This window comes from Sphingobium sp. SJ10-10 (assembly GCF_036038995.2).
Taxonomy (GTDB): domain Bacteria; phylum Pseudomonadota; class Alphaproteobacteria; order Sphingomonadales; family Sphingomonadaceae; genus Sphingobium.
Window position 1 is genome coordinate 349,698 of record NZ_CP158132.1, and the last position, 15,416, is coordinate 365,113.

Sequence of the window (15,416 nt, forward strand, 5' to 3'; positions counted from 1 at the left end):
ACGGCAGGGTCTACCCGCCCGCACAGCATGCAAAGGGTGGTCTTCGCCAAGTTCCGACCAGATAGCGGGGGCGCTTAAACGCCGCCGACGCGCCGATTTCAAGACAAGCAAGGAGGAATATATGACGGTGATTTCCGGTGACGGCATATTCAGCCATGTTTTCATTGGCGCAGCCGATGTCGATGCTTCGGCCAAATTCTACGATGCTGCGCTTGGAGCGTTGGGCATCGGGAATCTCGGGCCGTTCGGCAATGGCTGGATTCTCTATGGCAAGGAGAAGCCTGCGTTCATCATCGCCAAGCCCGGCAATGGCGAAGCTCCATCGAGCAACGGCGTGACGATCGGCTTTGCCGGCGCCACTCCGGCGCAAGTCGATGCCTTCCACGCCGCCGGTCTGGCCAATGGCGGTACGGATGAGGGCGCTCCAGGCGCTCGCAGCCATCTGCCCGGCGCCTACGCCGCTTATCTCCGCGATCCCGCGGGCAACAAGGTCGTCAGCTACGCCTTCACGGACGGACACTGATCCCGTGACATTGGAGCAGGTCAGCGCCAATAAGGCCTTCGGCGGGGTGCAGGGCGTGTATCGCCACGCATCCTCCGCGACGGGCACAGAGATGACCTTCTCGGTCTATGTGCCGCCTCATGAGCAAGGGGCGAAACTGCCGGTCGTCTGGTATCTGTCGGGGCTGACCTGCACCCATGCCAATGTCACTGAAAAGGGTGAGTTCCGTGCGGCCTGCGCGGAACTGGGCCTGATCTTCGTCGCCCCGGATACCAGCCCGCGTGGCGAGGGTGTGGCGGACGATCCGGACGGTGCCTATGATTTCGGTCTTGGCGCCGGATTCTACGTCGATGCGACGCAGCATCCCTTTGCCGCCCATTATCGCATGTGGTCCTATGTGACCGCAGAACTGCCCGCGCTGGTCGCGGCGCATTTTCCCGCCGACATGGAACGCCAGTCGATCATGGGGCACAGCATGGGTGGCCATGGCGCGCTCACCATCGGGCTGAACCATCCCGACCGGTTCAGGGCGGTATCGGCCTTCGCGCCGATCGTCGCGCCGGGCAGGGTGCCCTGGGGACGGAAGGCGCTGGGCGGCTATCTGGGTGAGGATCTTGCGGCATGGCGGCGGCATGACGCGGTCGCGCTGATCGAGGATGGCGCCCATGTCCCTGCGCTGCTGGTCGATCAAGGCATGGCCGACAATTTTCTCGAACAGGAATTGCGTCCTGAACTGCTGAAGGCGGCCTGCGAGGCGGCGGGCATCGACCTGACGCTGAACCTCCGCGAAGGCTATGACCACAGCTATTATTTCATTTCCACCTTCATGGCCGACCATCTGCGCTGGCACGCGGCTCGGCTCGTTAAGGAATGATGGATTGATGGTGCGGATTTTCGTTACAGGTCGTGACGGCACTCAATATGCGTTGCAGGCCGAAGCGGGCTTGTCGTTGATGGAGGCGATCCGGGACAATGGTCTCGACGAACTGCTCGCCCTATGCGGGGGATGCTGTTCCTGTGCGACCTGCCATGTCTATGTGGATAAAGAAGGCGCGGCCGGTTTGCCGCCGATCAGCCCTGACGAGAATGATCTGCTCGACAGCAGCGATCATCGCAACATTTTTTCCCGCCTGTCCTGTCAGCTTCCGCTGACGGCCGAACTGGATGGCATGCGGGTTACCATCGCCCCGGAGGACTGATGAGCGAGACTGTGCTGTCCCTTTATTATGATGCCTTCAACCGCGGCGATGCCACGGCGATGCTGAATCTGCTGACCGACGATGTGGTGCACGAACCCTCGCAGGGCGAGCCGCGTCATGGCAAGGCGGCCTTCGCGGCGTTCCTCGACCATATGAACCGCTGTTACCGGGAACGGGTGATCGACCCCGTCTTCCTGACCTCCGCCGACGGTGCGCGCGCAGCGGCGGAGTTCCATCTGGAGGGTGAATATCTTCAGACCGACAACGACCTGCCGCCCGCGAACGGACAGCGGTACCGTTTGCGGGTGGGCGCGTTCTTCGAAATCGTGGACGGTCGGATCGCTCGCGTCAGCAACCATTATAATCTCGCCGACTGGATGCGGCAGGTGAGCGGCGCGGCATGACGACCGATCTTGCCGTCCCGCTGGTGATCGAGCGGATCGGCCGGGACGATATGTCCCTGCGCGCGCTCGCCACCCTGCGGATGACGGTGTTTCGTACCTGGCCTTATCTTTATGATGGCAGTCTGGATTATGAGGCCGGCTATCTGGCGGAATTTCTGAGTGACGCTGATGCAATCCTCATCGTCGCGCGAATAGGCGAGATTCCAGTTGGCATGGCGACAGCCTCGCCCATGGCAACGCAGTCCGATGCGATCAAGGCCTCCTTCCTCGCAGCGGGCGTTGATCCCCGCACGGTCCATTATTTCGGGGAATCAGTGCTGCTGCCGCAATTTCGCGGGCAGGGTGTCGGCCATCGCTTCTTCGATGAACGGGAGGCGGCGGCAAAGGCGGCGGGCGCGGATTGCGCCGCATTCTGCGCGGTGGTGCGCGAAGAGAATGATCCCCGCCGCCCTGCAGAAGTCCGGGATTTGGCGGATTTCTGGCAAAAGCGAGGCTACCGCATTGCCCCACGCTACGATATGCGGCTGGCATGGAAGGAAGTGGGGCAAACGCATGAGAGCGATCATCTGATGCGATTCTGGTTGAAGAATATTTAGCGCGGGAACGGGGCAACGACCTTGGGGTCGGCAATCCCTTCGCGGAATTGACCTAAGGGACTTTACCGCTGGCGATTTCAACGCCTATTGCGGTTCCATGACAGAGAATATTTCTGAAAGCCGCGCCGCCGCGACGGTGGTCGTCCTGCGTCATCGTCCGGACGCTGCGCCGGAAATCCTGATGATGGAACGGGCGTCGAGCATGGCTTTCGCGGCGGGCGCGCTGGTCTTTCCGGGGGGGGCGGTGGATGCCGGCGATCATGCCCTGGCCGCTAAAATCGCTGGCGGCCTGCCGCTCGACGAAGCGGCGGCGCGCATCGCAGCGATCCGCGAAACGCTGGAGGAAAGTGGCCTTGCCATCGCCTTCACCCGTCCGCTGGAGTCGGACCGGATCGGCGCCATGCGGCGGGCGCTGGCGCAAGGGGCTGGCCTTGGCGACATTTTGGGCGCGCATGGGCTGGAGGTCGCGCTGGATGCGCTGGTGCCCTTTGCCCGCTGGCATCCTGCGGGTCTGGAACATGCGCGGCGCGTGTTCGATACCCGCTTCTACCTTGTCCGGGCGCCGGAAGGACAGGCGGCGAGCGTCGATGAAACCGAAAATGTGCAGCTCTTCTGGAGTGGCGCGGCGGAGACTCTGGAGCGTTGCGATCGGGGGGAGGGACAGGTCATCTTTCCGACGCGGCGCAATCTGGAGCGGCTGGCGCAATTCGGCAGCTTCGATGATCTGGCGGCGCATGCCCAGTCGATCCCGGTCGAAAAGGTGACGCCCTGGGTTGAGGAAAGAAATGGGGAGAGGCATCTCTGCATTCCCGGTCACCTCGGCTATCCGGTGACGTCGGAACCAGTGGGAACCGTCCGGCGTGTCTGAAACATGCGCCGGGTCCATGCCTTTTCCGTGCCGCCTCGTTCGTCTTGCGGCGGTTGGCGCTGGTGGGCCTGTCGTTGATGACTAACCCGATATCGCCTCTCGAACCGGGCGCGTGAAAGGCGTACACTCCGCCCGTCTTCAGATGGGGAGGATGCCATGCCGCAATATGTGATCGAACGGGACATGCCGGGCGTCGGCCAATTGTCGGGCGAGCAACTCAAGGGTGCGTCGCAAGGGTCTTGCAATGTCCTGCGCCAGCTTGGCCCGGATATCCAATGGGTCCACAGCTATGTGACGGATGACAAAATTTACTGCGTCTATCGCGCCCCCAGTGAGGAACTGATCCGCCAGCATGCGGAAATGGCGGGCTTCCCGGCCAACAGCATCGCTCAGGTGCGCGCGACGATCGATCCGACGACGGCGGATTAAAGCGTTCAGGGACTGAGTGCGTGGGGGCGGTGTCACCAATGGGTGCAAGACGGACAGTCGTTGACGTGCTCCTGCGGAGGCAGAAGCCCAGTTCCGCCGTCTGATCTGGGTTCCTGCCTTCGCAGGAACACGGTGTACTCAATCGCTGAAAATGGCCCATTTCAACCACAGGCCAATCCCAATAGGGCTACTGCCCGAAACCCGCCGAGCGCGCCAATGCCACGGCTTCCCTTGCCGCAGCGAGCAGCGCGCCGCTCTTCGCTTCGCATTCGCGCTGTTCATATTCCGGCGTCGAATCCGCCACGATGCCCGCGCCCGCCTGGACATGCATCACGCCATCCTTGAGCACGGCGGTGCGCAGGACAATGCAGCTATCCATATTGCCGTCCGGCCCGAAATAGCCGACGCCACCGGCATAGGCTCCACGCGTCTCCGGCTCCAGCTCCGCGATGATCTCGCAGGCGCGCACCTTGGGCGCGCCTGAAACCGTGCCCGCCGGGAAGCCCGCGAACAGCGCGTCCAGCGCGTCCTTCTCGGGCGCCAGCCGCCCCACGACATTGGAGACTATATGCATGACATGGCTGTAGAATTCGACGGTATAGCTGTCCGTCACGGTGACGGTCCCCGCCGCCGCGACCCGGCCGACATCGTTGCGGCCGAGGTCGAGCAGCATCAGATGTTCCGCCCGTTCCTTGGGGTCAGCCAGCAGGCTCTCGCGGTTGGCGGCGTCCTCGACGGCATTCTTGCCGCGTGGGCGGGTGCCTGCGATCGGCCGGATGGTGACTTCGCCGTCCCGCGCCCGGACCAGTATTTCCGGGCTTGACCCAATCAGCGCAAAGCCGGGCAGGTCGAGATAATAGAGGAAGGGCGAGGGATTGATCCGCCGCAGCGCCCGATAAAGCGAAATCGGAGGCAATGTGAAGGGGCTGGTGAAGCGCTGCGCCAGCACCACCTGAAAAATATCGCCCGCGACGATATAGTCCTTCGCCTTGTTGACCATGGCGGCATAGCGGCCCGGCTCCAGCACCGGCGTCACCGCCACATCGGCAATCTCGGCGGGGGCGGACTGCGCAGGCAGCGGCGCCGCCAGCCGCGCGGCGACGGCGTCGATCCGCTCCAGCGCCTGTTCCACGGCGCGGTCGGCATCGGCAAAGCTGCCCTTCCACACCGGCGCGACCAGAAAGAGCGCGTCGGCCAGCCGGTCGAACACCAATATGACCGTCGGTCGCACGAACAGCATGTCGGGAAGCGCGATGGGATTTTCGGCGGGACGGGGCAGCTTTTCGACCAGCCCGACCGTCTCATAGCCGAAATAGCCGACCAGACAGGCCAGAGCAGCGGGCAGCGCCGGATCAAGCTCCGCCCGGCACTCCGCGACCAGCGCCCGCAGCGCATCCAATGCGTCCACGCTTTCCGGCGCAAACGCTTCCCGGTCGGTCGCCCATTGGCGGTTGATCTCGGCCGCATGGCTCTGCGCCCGGAAAACGAGGTCGGGGGCCAGTCCGATCAGGCTGTAGCGGCCCCGCACCGCGCCGCCTTCGACCGATTCCAGCAGAAAGTCGCCGCGATCGGCCTCGAACAATTTGAGCGCGGCGGAAATCGGCGTGTCGGTGTCGGCTATCTGGCGCCGCCACACCAGCGCGGATTGCCCCGCCGCCAGTGCCTCGCGCGCGCTTTCGATGCCGTCCATTCCCGCCGGTCCCCCCGCAACCATCTTACTGACCGCCATTATTGGCGTTGGACAGAGCGCGCTGGACGCTGGCCACCGCATTGGCATTGCGCTTGACGCCCAGTTCCTTCTCGACCGCGCGCTCGAACTGCTGGCCATATTCCTGGCCGACGACATCGCTGAGCTGGTCGCGGACCTGATTGACCAGCGCCTTGTCGCTGCCCGCGTCGCCGCGCTTGATGCCGTTCAACTGCACCACGAAATAGCCGCGATCCTGCCCTGCCGGCAGCGTCTTCACGCTGTTCGGGGCCATGGTGAAGAGCATCGCGACCTCGGCCGGAGGGCGCTGCCCGTCGCGCATGATGTCGGCGCGGCGGCCGCCCACGACCTGCGGCTTGGGCAGGGCGATACCGGCGGCGGCGACCGCCTCCTCCAGCTTCACGCCCTTGGCGACCTTGGCGCGGATCTGTTCGGCCAGCGCCTTTGCCTTCTCATTGCCCTGGGCGAGCTTGTACTGCATCGCCACCAACGCCTTGACCTTGGCGAGCGGCGGCGGCGCGGCGGCCTGGATGTCGCCGGGCGCGGCCAGCGCATAGCGCTTGTCGGCAGCGATCGGGATCAGTTGCGCATCGTCATCCTGGCTCATCCCGAAGACGGGGGCGAGCAGCGGCTTCACATCGGGGGAGAGCTGATAGGCCGCATCCTCGACCTGCTTGCCTGAGGAAACGAGGAAAGGCGTGGTCTCCAGCTTCAGGCCATTATCCTTCACCACCTCCTCGAAGCTGCCGCCATTGGCGATCTGGTCCTCGATCTTGCCGGTGAAGTCGTTCAGCAGCTTCTTTTCCTTCTGCGTCCGCAGCGTGGCGACGATTTCGCTCCGGACGGCTTCCAGGGCGCGGGCGGGCGTCGACTTGACCGCCGTGACGCGCAGCAGCGCCCAGCCCAGCGGCCCGCGCATCGGGCCGACCAGCTCGCCCTGCTTCGCGGCGAAGCCCGCATTGGCCAGAGCGGCGGAAGAAGCGGCAGTCAGCGCCTCACGGCTCTGGTCCGTCAGTTCGGATACGGAGAGGCCAGCGCCCTGCGCCGCGGCGGCGAGCGACTTGCCGCCCTTGACCTGATCTGCAATCGCCTTGGCGCCTGCCTCGATCGGCAGGATCAACTGCTCGAAGCTGCGGCTCTCCCTGGCGGCATAGGCGGCCTTGTTCTGGTTGTAGGCGGCCGCGATCTCCGCATCGGTCGGCTGTGCCGCCTGGGTGAAGCGTTCGGCATCGATCACCGCGTAGCGGATGCGGCGCTGTTCCGGAATCGTGTAGCGCGCGGCATTCTGTTTGTAGAAATCGTTGAGCTGCGCGTCGGTCGGATCCTTGATGTCCCTGAACGCGCTGGCGGGAATGACGGCGATGGTGCCCTGGCGCGCCTCCAGCAGCAGCGAGGCATAGGGCAGCACCATGGAGTCGGTCAGCTTCACGCCCAGGCCCAGGGGAGCGAGCATCTGCCGCTCCAATATCTCGCGGCTGATATCGTCGCGCAGCGCCTGTTCCGTGATCCGCTCGCGCAGCAGCAATTGCCGGAAATTCTCCTGGCTGAAATTGCCCGCCGCGTCCTGAAAGGCCGGGACCTGCGCGATCTGCGCGTCGACCAGCCGCTTGGAAATATGGACCTTCTGGTCGCCCGCATATTCCTTCAGCGTCATCGATGCGACGAGTTGATCATAGACTTGCGCTCCGCCGCCCTGCGCCAGGAAATCGCTGATCTGAAGGCCCGGATTGGAGCGGCGCGCATTTTCGAACACGCGCTGCACCCGGTCCTGAAATTCCGTCATCGTCAGGCGCGATCCGCCAGCCTTCGCCGCGGTTTCTCCGGCGCCCAGCGACGTGCCGAACTTGCCGCTGGTGAGATCCCCCATGATGAAGGCGGCCGCGACGATCCCAAGGAAGATCAGGGCCGCGAAGGCGCCGAATTTGGAGTGGATGAAACGGCGAAAGACTGAAAGCATGGAGGAAAGTCCGTAAATGCGGCTTTGATGGCGGCCCGCTTTAAGGGCGGATCGTCGCGCGGGCAAGGGGCGCGACGGGCGCAAGGCTGGACAAATGCCCGTGCGCCGTTCATCGGCTCGGCCAACTCGACGGTTCGCATTGGAGAGCGCCGCCGTTGGGCAGCGTGCAGCAATAACCATAAGGGGAAAGATCGATGAGCAGGCGGAAGCTGGTTGTCGGGAACTGGAAGATGAACGGCCTTCGTGCCCAATTGGGCGAGGTGGAGGCTATCGGCGGCCTTGCGCGCGAATATCCGGCGGTGGACGTCGGGCTGTGCCTGCCCGCGACGCTGATTGCCGCGGCGGACGGCGTGAAAGGCGCGGCCTTCGTCGGCGCGCAGGATTGCCATATGAAGGCAAGCGGCGCCCATACCGGTTGCCTTTCCGCTGCGATGCTGGCTGAGGCTGGTGCGAGCTGGACCATCGTCGGCCATAGCGAGCGGCGGCAGGACCAGGGCGAAACGGATGCCGATGTCGCAGCGAAGGCGCTCGCGGCGAAGGCGGCGGGGCTGAAGGTCATCCTCTGCGTCGGTGAAAGCCTCGACGTCCGGGATGCAGGCAATGCGGAGGCGGTGGTGTCGGCGCAATTGCTGGCCTCTTTGCCTGAGGGAGCGGCGGCGGACTGGCTGGCGATCGCCTATGAGCCGATCTGGGCGATCGGCACGGGGCGAATCCCGACCATGGAAGCGGTCGCCGCCATGCACGCCGCCCTGCGCGCCGCGCTGGCAAGCCGGATCGGCCGGGAGGCCGATGGGATGCGAATCCTCTATGGCGGGTCGATGAACGGCGACAATGCGGCGGAGCTTCTGGCGCTGGCCGATGTCGACGGCGGCCTGATCGGCGGCGCAAGCCTGACGGCGGAGAAATTCGCTCCGGTGATCGCAGCAGCGGCCTGAATAAGCCCCTCTCTAGGCGGAAGGGGAGAAGAGGGGCGGTTGCCCCCGCGCCCCTTCATCGCTATGTGCGCGGCAACGCACCCATTACCAGACAGAGTTTCGCCACATGTTCACCTTCATCCTCGTCGTGCAGGCCATTGTCGCTGCTCTGCTGGTCACCGTCATCCTGATGCAGAAGTCGGAAGGCGGCGGCCTGGGCGTCGGCGGCAGCCCGGCGGGGTTCATGTCTGCGCGCGGCGCGGCCGATTTCCTGACCCGCTCGACCACGATTCTTGCCGCTATCTTCGTGACTCTGTCGGTCGTGCTGGCGGTCATCGCATCGATCCAGCACCGGCCGAGCGACATCGACACCTCGCTGGTGAAGCAGGCGCCCCAGGGGCCGGCAACTACCGCTCCGGCGCCCGCGACGGGAAATGATCCGCTGGCCGGCGCCGCGGGCGCAGCGAGCAGCAACGCTGCAAATGGTGCGGTTCCGCTCGCGAACTGAACGACTTAACCGTCAATTTCGCTTTTTTTGCTCGCGCGTGGATTCGCGCGCTTGCTTAACTCGTTTGTAAAAGGCTAAGCCTCTCCTCCCATGGCGCGGTATATTTTCATCACCGGCGGCGTGGTCTCCTCGCTTGGCAAGGGCCTGATGGCCGCTTCGCTTGCAGCTTTGTTGCAAGCGCGAGGTTTCCGTGTGCGCATTCGGAAATTCGATCCCTATCTCAACGTCGATCCGGGCACGATGAGCCCGTATCAGCATGGCGAAGTCTATGTGACCGATGACGGGGCGGAAACCGACCTCGACCTTGGCCATTATGAACGTTTTACCGGCGTTTCGGCGCGGCAATCCGACAATGTGACCCAGGGCCGGGTCTATCAGACCATCATCCAGCGCGAGCGGCGCGGCGACTATCTGGGCGCGACGGTGCAGGTGATCCCGCACGTCACTGACGAGATCAAGGCCTTCGCCCTGGCCGAATCCGACGATCTGGATTTCGTGCTGTGCGAGATCGGCGGCACGGTGGGCGACATCGAATCGCTGCCCTTCATGGAGGCGATCCGTCAGCTTCATAATGATCTGGGGCGCAGCCAGTCGATCTTCGTCCATGTGACGCTGGTCCCCTATATCGCGGCGGCGGGCGAGCTGAAGACCAAGCCGACCCAGCATAGCGTGCGCGAACTGACCTCGCTCGGCATCCAGCCGGACATATTGCTCTGCCGCTGCGAACATCCGTTGCCGGAGAGTGAGCGGCACAAGATCGCGCTGTTCTGCAACGTCCGGCCCGAAGCGGTCATTCCCGCGCTTGACGCCAGCAGCATCTATGCCGTGCCGACGCAATATCATGCCGAGGGGCTGGACGATGAAGTGCTGCGCGCTTTCGGCATGGAGGGCGCGCCCGAGCCGAAGCTCGACCGCTGGCACGACATCATGGACCGCCAGCAAAATCCCGAGGGCGAAGTCACCATCGGCGTGGTCGGCAAATATGTCGGCCTGCCCGATGCCTATAAGTCGCTTCACGAAGCCCTGCACCATGGCGGTTTCGCCAATCGGGTGAAGGTCAATATCAAGTGGATCGACGCCGAATTGTTCGAGGAAGAGGGGGCGGATATCGCCGCCCGGCTTGAGCCGATGCACGGCATCCTCGTCCCCGGCGGCTTCGGCGTGCGCGGGTCGGAGGGGAAGATCGCCTCGGTCAAGTTCGCCCGCGAACGTAATGTGCCTTTCTTCGGCATTTGCCTGGGCATGCAGATGGCCTGCATCGAGGGCGCGCGCAACACGGCGGGCATCGACAATGCCTCGACCACCGAATTTGGCGAAACCAGCGAGCCGGTCGTCGGCCTCATCACCGAATGGATGAGCAAGGAAGGCCTGCAAAAGCGCACCGCCGAAACCGATCTGGGCGGCACGATGCGTCTGGGCGCCTATCCGGCGAAGCTGACCGGCAACAGCGTCGTGTCGGGCATCTACGGCGCGAGCGAGATCAGCGAGCGGCACCGCCATCGCTATGAGGTCAATGCGGGCTATCGCGAACCGCTGGAAAAGGGCGGCCTGATCTTCTCGGGCATGTCGCCCGACGGCATGTTGCCGGAAATCGTCGAGCGGCCGGACCATCCCTGGTTTGTCGGCGTGCAGTTCCACCCGGAACTCAAGTCCAAACCCTTCGACCCGCATCCGCTGTTCGCCAGCTTCATCGAAGCGGCGGTCAAGCAGAGCCGGTTGGTTTGATTGCATGCGTCATCCCGGCGAAAGCTGGGATCTCGTGCGGCTATGTCGCGCGCTTTGGCCTGAGAACCCAGCTTTTGCTGGGGTGACGATATCAGGCAGGCGTCAGCTTCAATAGCCGTCCCTGCGACCCATCCTTGCCATCCTCCAGCAGCCAGAGCGCGCCATCCGGCCCTTGCTCCACCTCCCGGATTCGCGCGCCCATGTCCCACTGATCGGCCTTGGCGGCCTTGTCTCCGTCCAGCTTCACGCGCACCAGCGACTGGCTCGACAGCCCGCCGATGAACAGCGAATTCTTCCACTGCGGGAACAGGTCGCCCGAATAATAGACAAGTCCGCCGGGCGAGATCACCGGATTCCACCAGAGCTTTGGCGCTTCGAACCCGTCGCCCGGCTTGTGATCGGGAATGTCGCGCCCATCATAATGGCTGCCGTTGGAAGCGAGGGGATAGCCATAATTCAGCCCCGGCTCGATCAGATTGAGTTCATCCCCGCCTTGCGGCCCCATTTCCTGCTCCCAGAGTCGCCCGTCCTTGTCGAACGCGATCCCCAGCAGGTTGCGATGCCCATAAGACCAGACGGCCGGATGAAATCCCTTGGCCGCCAGCGGATTGCCCGCCGCCGGCGAACCGTCGAGGTTCAGCCGCAGCACCTTGCCCAAAGTCGATTTCGGATCCTGCGCCGGATCGAATTTCTGCCGCTCGCCATTGGTGAAGAACAGATATTTCCCATCCGGGGAAAAGGCGATTCGCCCCGAATAATGGCCGTTGCCGTCCAGATAGGGGGTCGCGCGGAAAATCACCTTCACGCCATCCAGCTTCGTCGTCCCGTCGCTTGCTTGGTTGAAGGTGCCGGTGGCGAGCGCCACGCCCTTGCCGCCCTGTCCGGTTTCGGAGAAGCTGAAATAAACCCTCTTGTCCTGCGCAAATCCGGGCGCCGGCACGACATCCATCAGGGCGCCCTGGCCTGCGCTGTCGACCTTCGGCATTCCCGCGACCGGAATCTTCGTCCCGTTTCCCGGATCGAACAGGATCATCTCGCCAGCCTTCTCGGTAATCAACATCCGCCCGTCCGGCAGGAAGGTCATCGCCCAGGGAGAATCGAAATCGGCAATCACCGACGTCTTGAATGGCTTGTCCGTCGAGGCGGCGCTATTTTGCCCCACGGCATTGTCCGACGAACAGGCGATAAGCGCCAGGGGCAGGGCGGTCAGGGCGAATTGGCGCATCGAATCTCCTCTCGTCCGGGCATGAAATGCCCCGCAACAAATGTTGTTGCAGCAGCGCGGCATCCCGCCTATATCGCCGTTGCTTCCTTACATCGTCAAACATGTCGGGGTCGCAGGCAAGAGCCTGCGGCGACGAAGAAGCTGCACATTTTGCTTTTGGAGACTGCATGGCGGACATCGCCGAACTGACAGCCCTGATCGAACCGGAGGTGAAAGCCCTCGGCTTCGCCCTCGTGCGCATCAAGCTGTTCGGATCGGGCGACGAATATACGCTGCAGATCATGGCCGAACGGCCGGAAACGAAGCAGCTCGTCATCGAGGATTGCGCCACCATCTCCCGCCGCCTTTCGGACGTGCTCGATGAAGCCGACCCGATCGAGGAGGCCTATCGCCTCGAAGTCAGCTCGCCTGGCATCGACCGTCCGCTGACCCGCCTGCACGATTTCATCGAATGGGCGGGGCATGAGGCGAAGATCGCCGCCGCCGAAACCGTCTCGGGCCGCAAGAGTTTCCGGGGCGTGCTCAAGGGCGTTGAAGGCGAGGACATATTGTTCACCGACGTCAAGGCCGGTGAAGTGGTCATCCCTTTCGCGCTGGTCGGGGATGCCAAGCTGATACTGACCGACGCGCTGATTGCTGCTAGTATGCCGCTCTCCTCCGATGGGGCGGACGAGTTCGAAACCGAAGAATAAGGGTTCACGACCATGGCCAACGCCATTTCCGCCAACAAGGCCGAACTGCTCGCCATTGCGAACAGCGTCGCCAGCGAGAAGATGATCGACAAGGCGATCGTCATCGAGGCGATGGAAGACGCGATTCAGCGCGCCGCCCGCGCCCGCTATGGTGCGGAAAACGACATCCGCGCCAAGCTGGACCCGGAGACTGGCGACCTGCGCCTGTGGCGTGTCGTCGAGGTGGTCGAGGCTGTGGACGACTATTTCAAGCAGGTCGATCTGCGCCAGGCGCAGAAGCTGAAGAAGGACGCCGTGATCGGTGACTTCATCGTCGACCCGCTGCCCCCGATCGATCTAGGCCGCATCGACGCCCAGTCGGCCAAGCAGGTGATCTTCCAGAAGGTCCGCGACGCCGAGCGTGAGCGCCAGCATGAGGAATTCAAGGGCCGCGTGGGTGAGATCATCACCGGTGTCGTGAAATCCGTCGAATTCGGCCATGTCGTTGTCAATCTGGGCCGCGCCGAGGGCGTCATCCGCCGCGATCAGCAGATTCCCCGCGAAGTCGTCCGCGTGGGCGACCGCATCCGCTCGGTGATCCTGAACGTGCGCCGCGAAAATCGCGGGCCGCAGATTTTCCTCAGCCGCGCCCACCCCGAGTTCATGAAGAAGCTGTTCGCGCAGGAAGTGCCTGAAATCTATGACGGCGTGATCGAGATCAAGGCCGCGGCCCGCGATCCGGGCAGCCGCGCCAAGATCGGCGTCATCAGCCGTGACAGCAGCATCGACCCGGTCGGCGCCTGCGTCGGCATGAAGGGCAGCCGCGTGCAGGCCGTCGTGCAGGAAATGCAGGGCGAAAAGATCGACATCATCCCCTGGAGCGAGGACACCGCGACCTTCGTCGTCAATGCGCTCCAGCCCGCGCAGGTGGCCCGCGTCGTCATCGACGAGGAAGAGGAACGCATCGAGGTCGTCGTTCCCGACGATCAGCTCTCGCTCGCCATCGGCCGTCGCGGCCAGAATGTCCGTCTTGCCTCGCAGCTCACCGGCAAGGCCATCGACATCATGACCGAGGCTGACGCGTCCGAGAAGCGCCAGAAGGAATTCGTCGCCCGCTCCGAACTGTTCCAGAACGAGCTGGATGTGGACGAGACGCTCTCGCAGCTTCTGGTGGCGGAAGGCTTTGGCGAGCTGGAAGAAGTCGCCTATGTCGGCGTCGAGGAACTGGCCGCGATCGAGGGCTTCGACGAAGACCTCGCCGCAGAATTGCAGAGCCGCGCGCAGGAAGCGCTGGATCGCCGCGAAGCCGCTGCCCGCGAAGAGCGCCAGGCGCTGGGCGTCGAGGACGCGCTGGCCGGCATGCCGCACCTCACCGAAGCCATGCTGGTGACGCTGGGCAAGGCGGGCATCAAGACGCTGGACGATCTGGCCGACCTCGCCACCGACGAGCTGATCGCCAAGAAGCGCGTCGACCAGCGCCGCCGCCGCAACGAAAGCAGCGAGGACAAGGGCGGGATTCTGGCCGAATATGGCCTGAACGAAGAGCAGGGCAATGAGATCATCATGGCCGCCCGCGCGCACTGGTTCGAAGACGAGGAAGCGTAAGAACAGATGCCCTTTGTCGACATCCGTCTGGCCGGAAGTGCCACCCGTGAGCAGAAGGCGGCCATCGTCGCTGACGTCACCCAGTCGCTTGTCGAGCGATTGGGGAAGTCGCCTGCTGCCGTGCAAGTGGTGATTTCCGAGATTTCGACGGAAAATTATGGGTCGGGCGGGCAGCTCATTGCTGACCGCGCACCGGCTTCCAAACCTGGGGAGGACGCCAATGCCGCGGTCACTTCCCAATGAGAGGCTGAACGCCGACATCGCTGTTCGGGTGATGGGCTCCTGCGAACGCAGGAGTCCAGCCCCGCCGTCGCATCTCCTCGATAGCGCTGAACTGGGTTCCTGCTTTGGCTTGCGCCGCCCTTCGGGTCGCAGGAACATGGCAGTTGGCGGGGAGGCGCTGGCATGACCGAACGCAAATGCATTCTGTCCGGCGACCGCGTCGACCCGGAAATGCTGGTGCGCCTCGCCTGCGGCCCCAATGGCGAAATCCTGCCCGATATCCGCGCCAAAGCCCCCGGCCGGGGCGCCTGGATCGGCGTCACCCGCACCGAACTCGAACAGGCGCACATGAAGGGCAAGCTCAAGGGCGCACTGGCCCGCGCGTTCAAGACAGGTGAGTTGCAAATCCCCGACACGCTGCCCGCCCTCATCGAGGACGGCTTGCGCAAGGCTCTGCTGGACCGTCTGGGGCTGGAGGCGAAGGCTTCCATGGTCCTTACAGGTTCGGAAAAGATCGATGTCGCTTGCCGCAAAGGGGACGTGACGCTCTTGCTTCATGCCGCCGATGCGGCTGCAGACGGCAACCGCAAGCTCGATCAGGCGCTCCGCGTCGGGCAGGAGGCGGAGGGCACGGATTTGGCGGGCATCGTCTTGCCTGTGGACCGACACGCCCTATCTATGGCAATGGGGCGGGACAATGTCGTCCATATCGCAGTGACCGACTCGCGTGCGGCGTCGCGTCTGCGTGCGGCCATAGGCCGCTTGGAAAGCTATCTGGGTTGCGCTAACGAGGCGCCGGTGCATGGGGAGCAGGACTCTGCCGGTGCGCTGGGCGCCTGAAGTGGTTGTTGGAATTGAAAGGCGCCGGCGGGCCTTACCAGCC

General features: G+C 63.9%; 17 protein-coding genes. 14 read left to right on the forward strand and 3 right to left on the reverse strand.

Annotated elements, in window-relative coordinates; translation table 11 throughout:
• Positions 1–121: 121 nt before the first annotated feature.
• From VVT58_RS01665 to VVT58_RS01695, 7 genes are all read left to right on the forward strand, one after another.
• Positions 122–523, forward strand: coding sequence for a VOC family protein (locus VVT58_RS01665; protein ID WP_327751617.1), 402 nt, complete (start codon positions 122–124; stop codon positions 521–523).
• A 10-nt stretch (positions 524–533) separates the two neighbouring features.
• The gene (gene fghA / locus VVT58_RS01670) at positions 534–1,376 is read left to right on the forward strand and encodes an S-formylglutathione hydrolase (RefSeq protein WP_327751834.1); all 843 of its coding nucleotides are present in this window, start codon (positions 534–536) and stop codon (positions 1,374–1,376) included.
• 7 nt (positions 1,377–1,383) lie between these two features.
• On the forward strand, positions 1,384–1,701 hold the full coding sequence (locus tag VVT58_RS01675) for a 2Fe-2S iron-sulfur cluster-binding protein (RefSeq protein WP_327751619.1): 318 nt from the start codon (positions 1,384–1,386) through the stop codon (positions 1,699–1,701).
• Positions 1,701–2,105, forward strand: coding sequence for a ketosteroid isomerase-related protein (locus VVT58_RS01680; protein WP_327751620.1), 405 nt, complete (start codon positions 1,701–1,703; stop codon positions 2,103–2,105). The genes VVT58_RS01675 and VVT58_RS01680 overlap by 1 nt, the downstream gene beginning before the upstream one ends.
• On the forward strand, positions 2,102–2,701 hold the full coding sequence (locus VVT58_RS01685) for a GNAT family N-acetyltransferase (RefSeq protein WP_327751621.1): 600 nt from the start codon (positions 2,102–2,104) through the stop codon (positions 2,699–2,701). Before VVT58_RS01680 ends, VVT58_RS01685 begins: the two co-directional genes overlap by 4 nt.
• 97 nt (positions 2,702–2,798) lie before the next feature.
• Complete coding sequence (locus tag VVT58_RS01690; protein WP_327751622.1) at positions 2,799–3,569, forward strand: NUDIX domain-containing protein; 771 nt, start codon at positions 2,799–2,801, stop codon at positions 3,567–3,569.
• A gap of 156 nt (positions 3,570–3,725) precedes the next feature.
• Positions 3,726–3,998 carry a DUF4242 domain-containing protein gene (locus tag VVT58_RS01695; protein ID WP_327751623.1) on the forward strand — a complete coding sequence of 91 codons (273 nt, stop codon included), beginning with the start codon at positions 3,726–3,728 and terminating at the stop codon, positions 3,996–3,998.
• A 187-nt stretch (positions 3,999–4,185) separates the two neighbouring features.
• On the opposite strand, the gene trpE is transcribed toward VVT58_RS01695, so the two are convergent.
• Both trpE and VVT58_RS01705 read right to left on the reverse strand, forming a co-directional pair.
• Positions 4,186–5,688, reverse strand: coding sequence for an anthranilate synthase component I (gene trpE / locus VVT58_RS01700; RefSeq protein WP_327751625.1), 1,503 nt, complete (start codon positions 5,686–5,688; stop codon positions 4,186–4,188).
• Positions 5,689–5,713: 25 nt separating this feature from the next.
• Positions 5,714–7,663 carry a SurA N-terminal domain-containing protein gene (locus tag VVT58_RS01705; protein ID WP_327751627.1) on the reverse strand — a complete coding sequence of 650 codons (1,950 nt, stop codon included), beginning with the start codon at positions 7,661–7,663 and terminating at the stop codon, positions 5,714–5,716.
• A 194-nt stretch (positions 7,664–7,857) separates the two neighbouring features.
• Between VVT58_RS01705 and tpiA the strand changes: the two genes are divergently transcribed.
• The 3 genes from tpiA (at position 7,858) to VVT58_RS01720 (ending at position 10,810) form a co-directional block, all read left to right on the forward strand.
• On the forward strand, positions 7,858–8,598 hold the full coding sequence (gene tpiA / locus VVT58_RS01710; RefSeq protein ID WP_327751629.1) for a triose-phosphate isomerase: 741 nt from the start codon (positions 7,858–7,860) through the stop codon (positions 8,596–8,598).
• A 106-nt stretch (positions 8,599–8,704) separates the two neighbouring features.
• Positions 8,705–9,085, forward strand: a complete 381-nt coding sequence (secG, locus tag VVT58_RS01715) for a preprotein translocase subunit SecG (protein ID WP_327751631.1) — start codon at positions 8,705–8,707, stop codon at positions 9,083–9,085.
• 90 nt (positions 9,086–9,175) lie between these two features.
• On the forward strand, positions 9,176–10,810 hold the full coding sequence (locus VVT58_RS01720; protein WP_327751632.1) for a CTP synthase: 1,635 nt from the start codon (positions 9,176–9,178) through the stop codon (positions 10,808–10,810).
• Between the two features lie 91 nt (positions 10,811–10,901).
• Here the strand turns inward: VVT58_RS01720 and VVT58_RS01725 are convergent, their stop codons facing one another.
• Positions 10,902–12,035: a PQQ-dependent sugar dehydrogenase gene (locus VVT58_RS01725; RefSeq protein ID WP_327751633.1), complete on the reverse strand. Its 1,134-nt coding sequence runs from the start codon at positions 12,033–12,035 to the stop codon at positions 10,902–10,904.
• 167 nt (positions 12,036–12,202) lie between these two features.
• Here VVT58_RS01725 and rimP point away from each other — a divergent pair, with 167 nt between their 5' ends.
• From rimP to VVT58_RS01745, 4 genes are all read left to right on the forward strand, one after another.
• Positions 12,203–12,727, forward strand: a complete 525-nt coding sequence (gene rimP, locus VVT58_RS01730; protein WP_087574501.1) for a ribosome maturation protein RimP — start codon at positions 12,203–12,205, stop codon at positions 12,725–12,727.
• Between the two features lie 12 nt (positions 12,728–12,739).
• Positions 12,740–14,311, forward strand: a complete 1,572-nt coding sequence (gene nusA, locus VVT58_RS01735) for a transcription termination factor NusA (protein WP_327751634.1) — start codon at positions 12,740–12,742, stop codon at positions 14,309–14,311.
• Between the two features lie 6 nt (positions 14,312–14,317).
• A complete protein-coding gene (locus VVT58_RS01740; protein WP_327751635.1) occupies positions 14,318–14,554 on the forward strand; it encodes a 4-oxalocrotonate tautomerase family protein in 237 nt (78 codons plus the stop codon).
• A 162-nt stretch (positions 14,555–14,716) separates the two neighbouring features.
• Complete coding sequence (locus VVT58_RS01745) at positions 14,717–15,373, forward strand: DUF448 domain-containing protein (protein ID WP_327751636.1); 657 nt, start codon at positions 14,717–14,719, stop codon at positions 15,371–15,373.
• Positions 15,374–15,416: the final 43 nt, after the last annotated feature.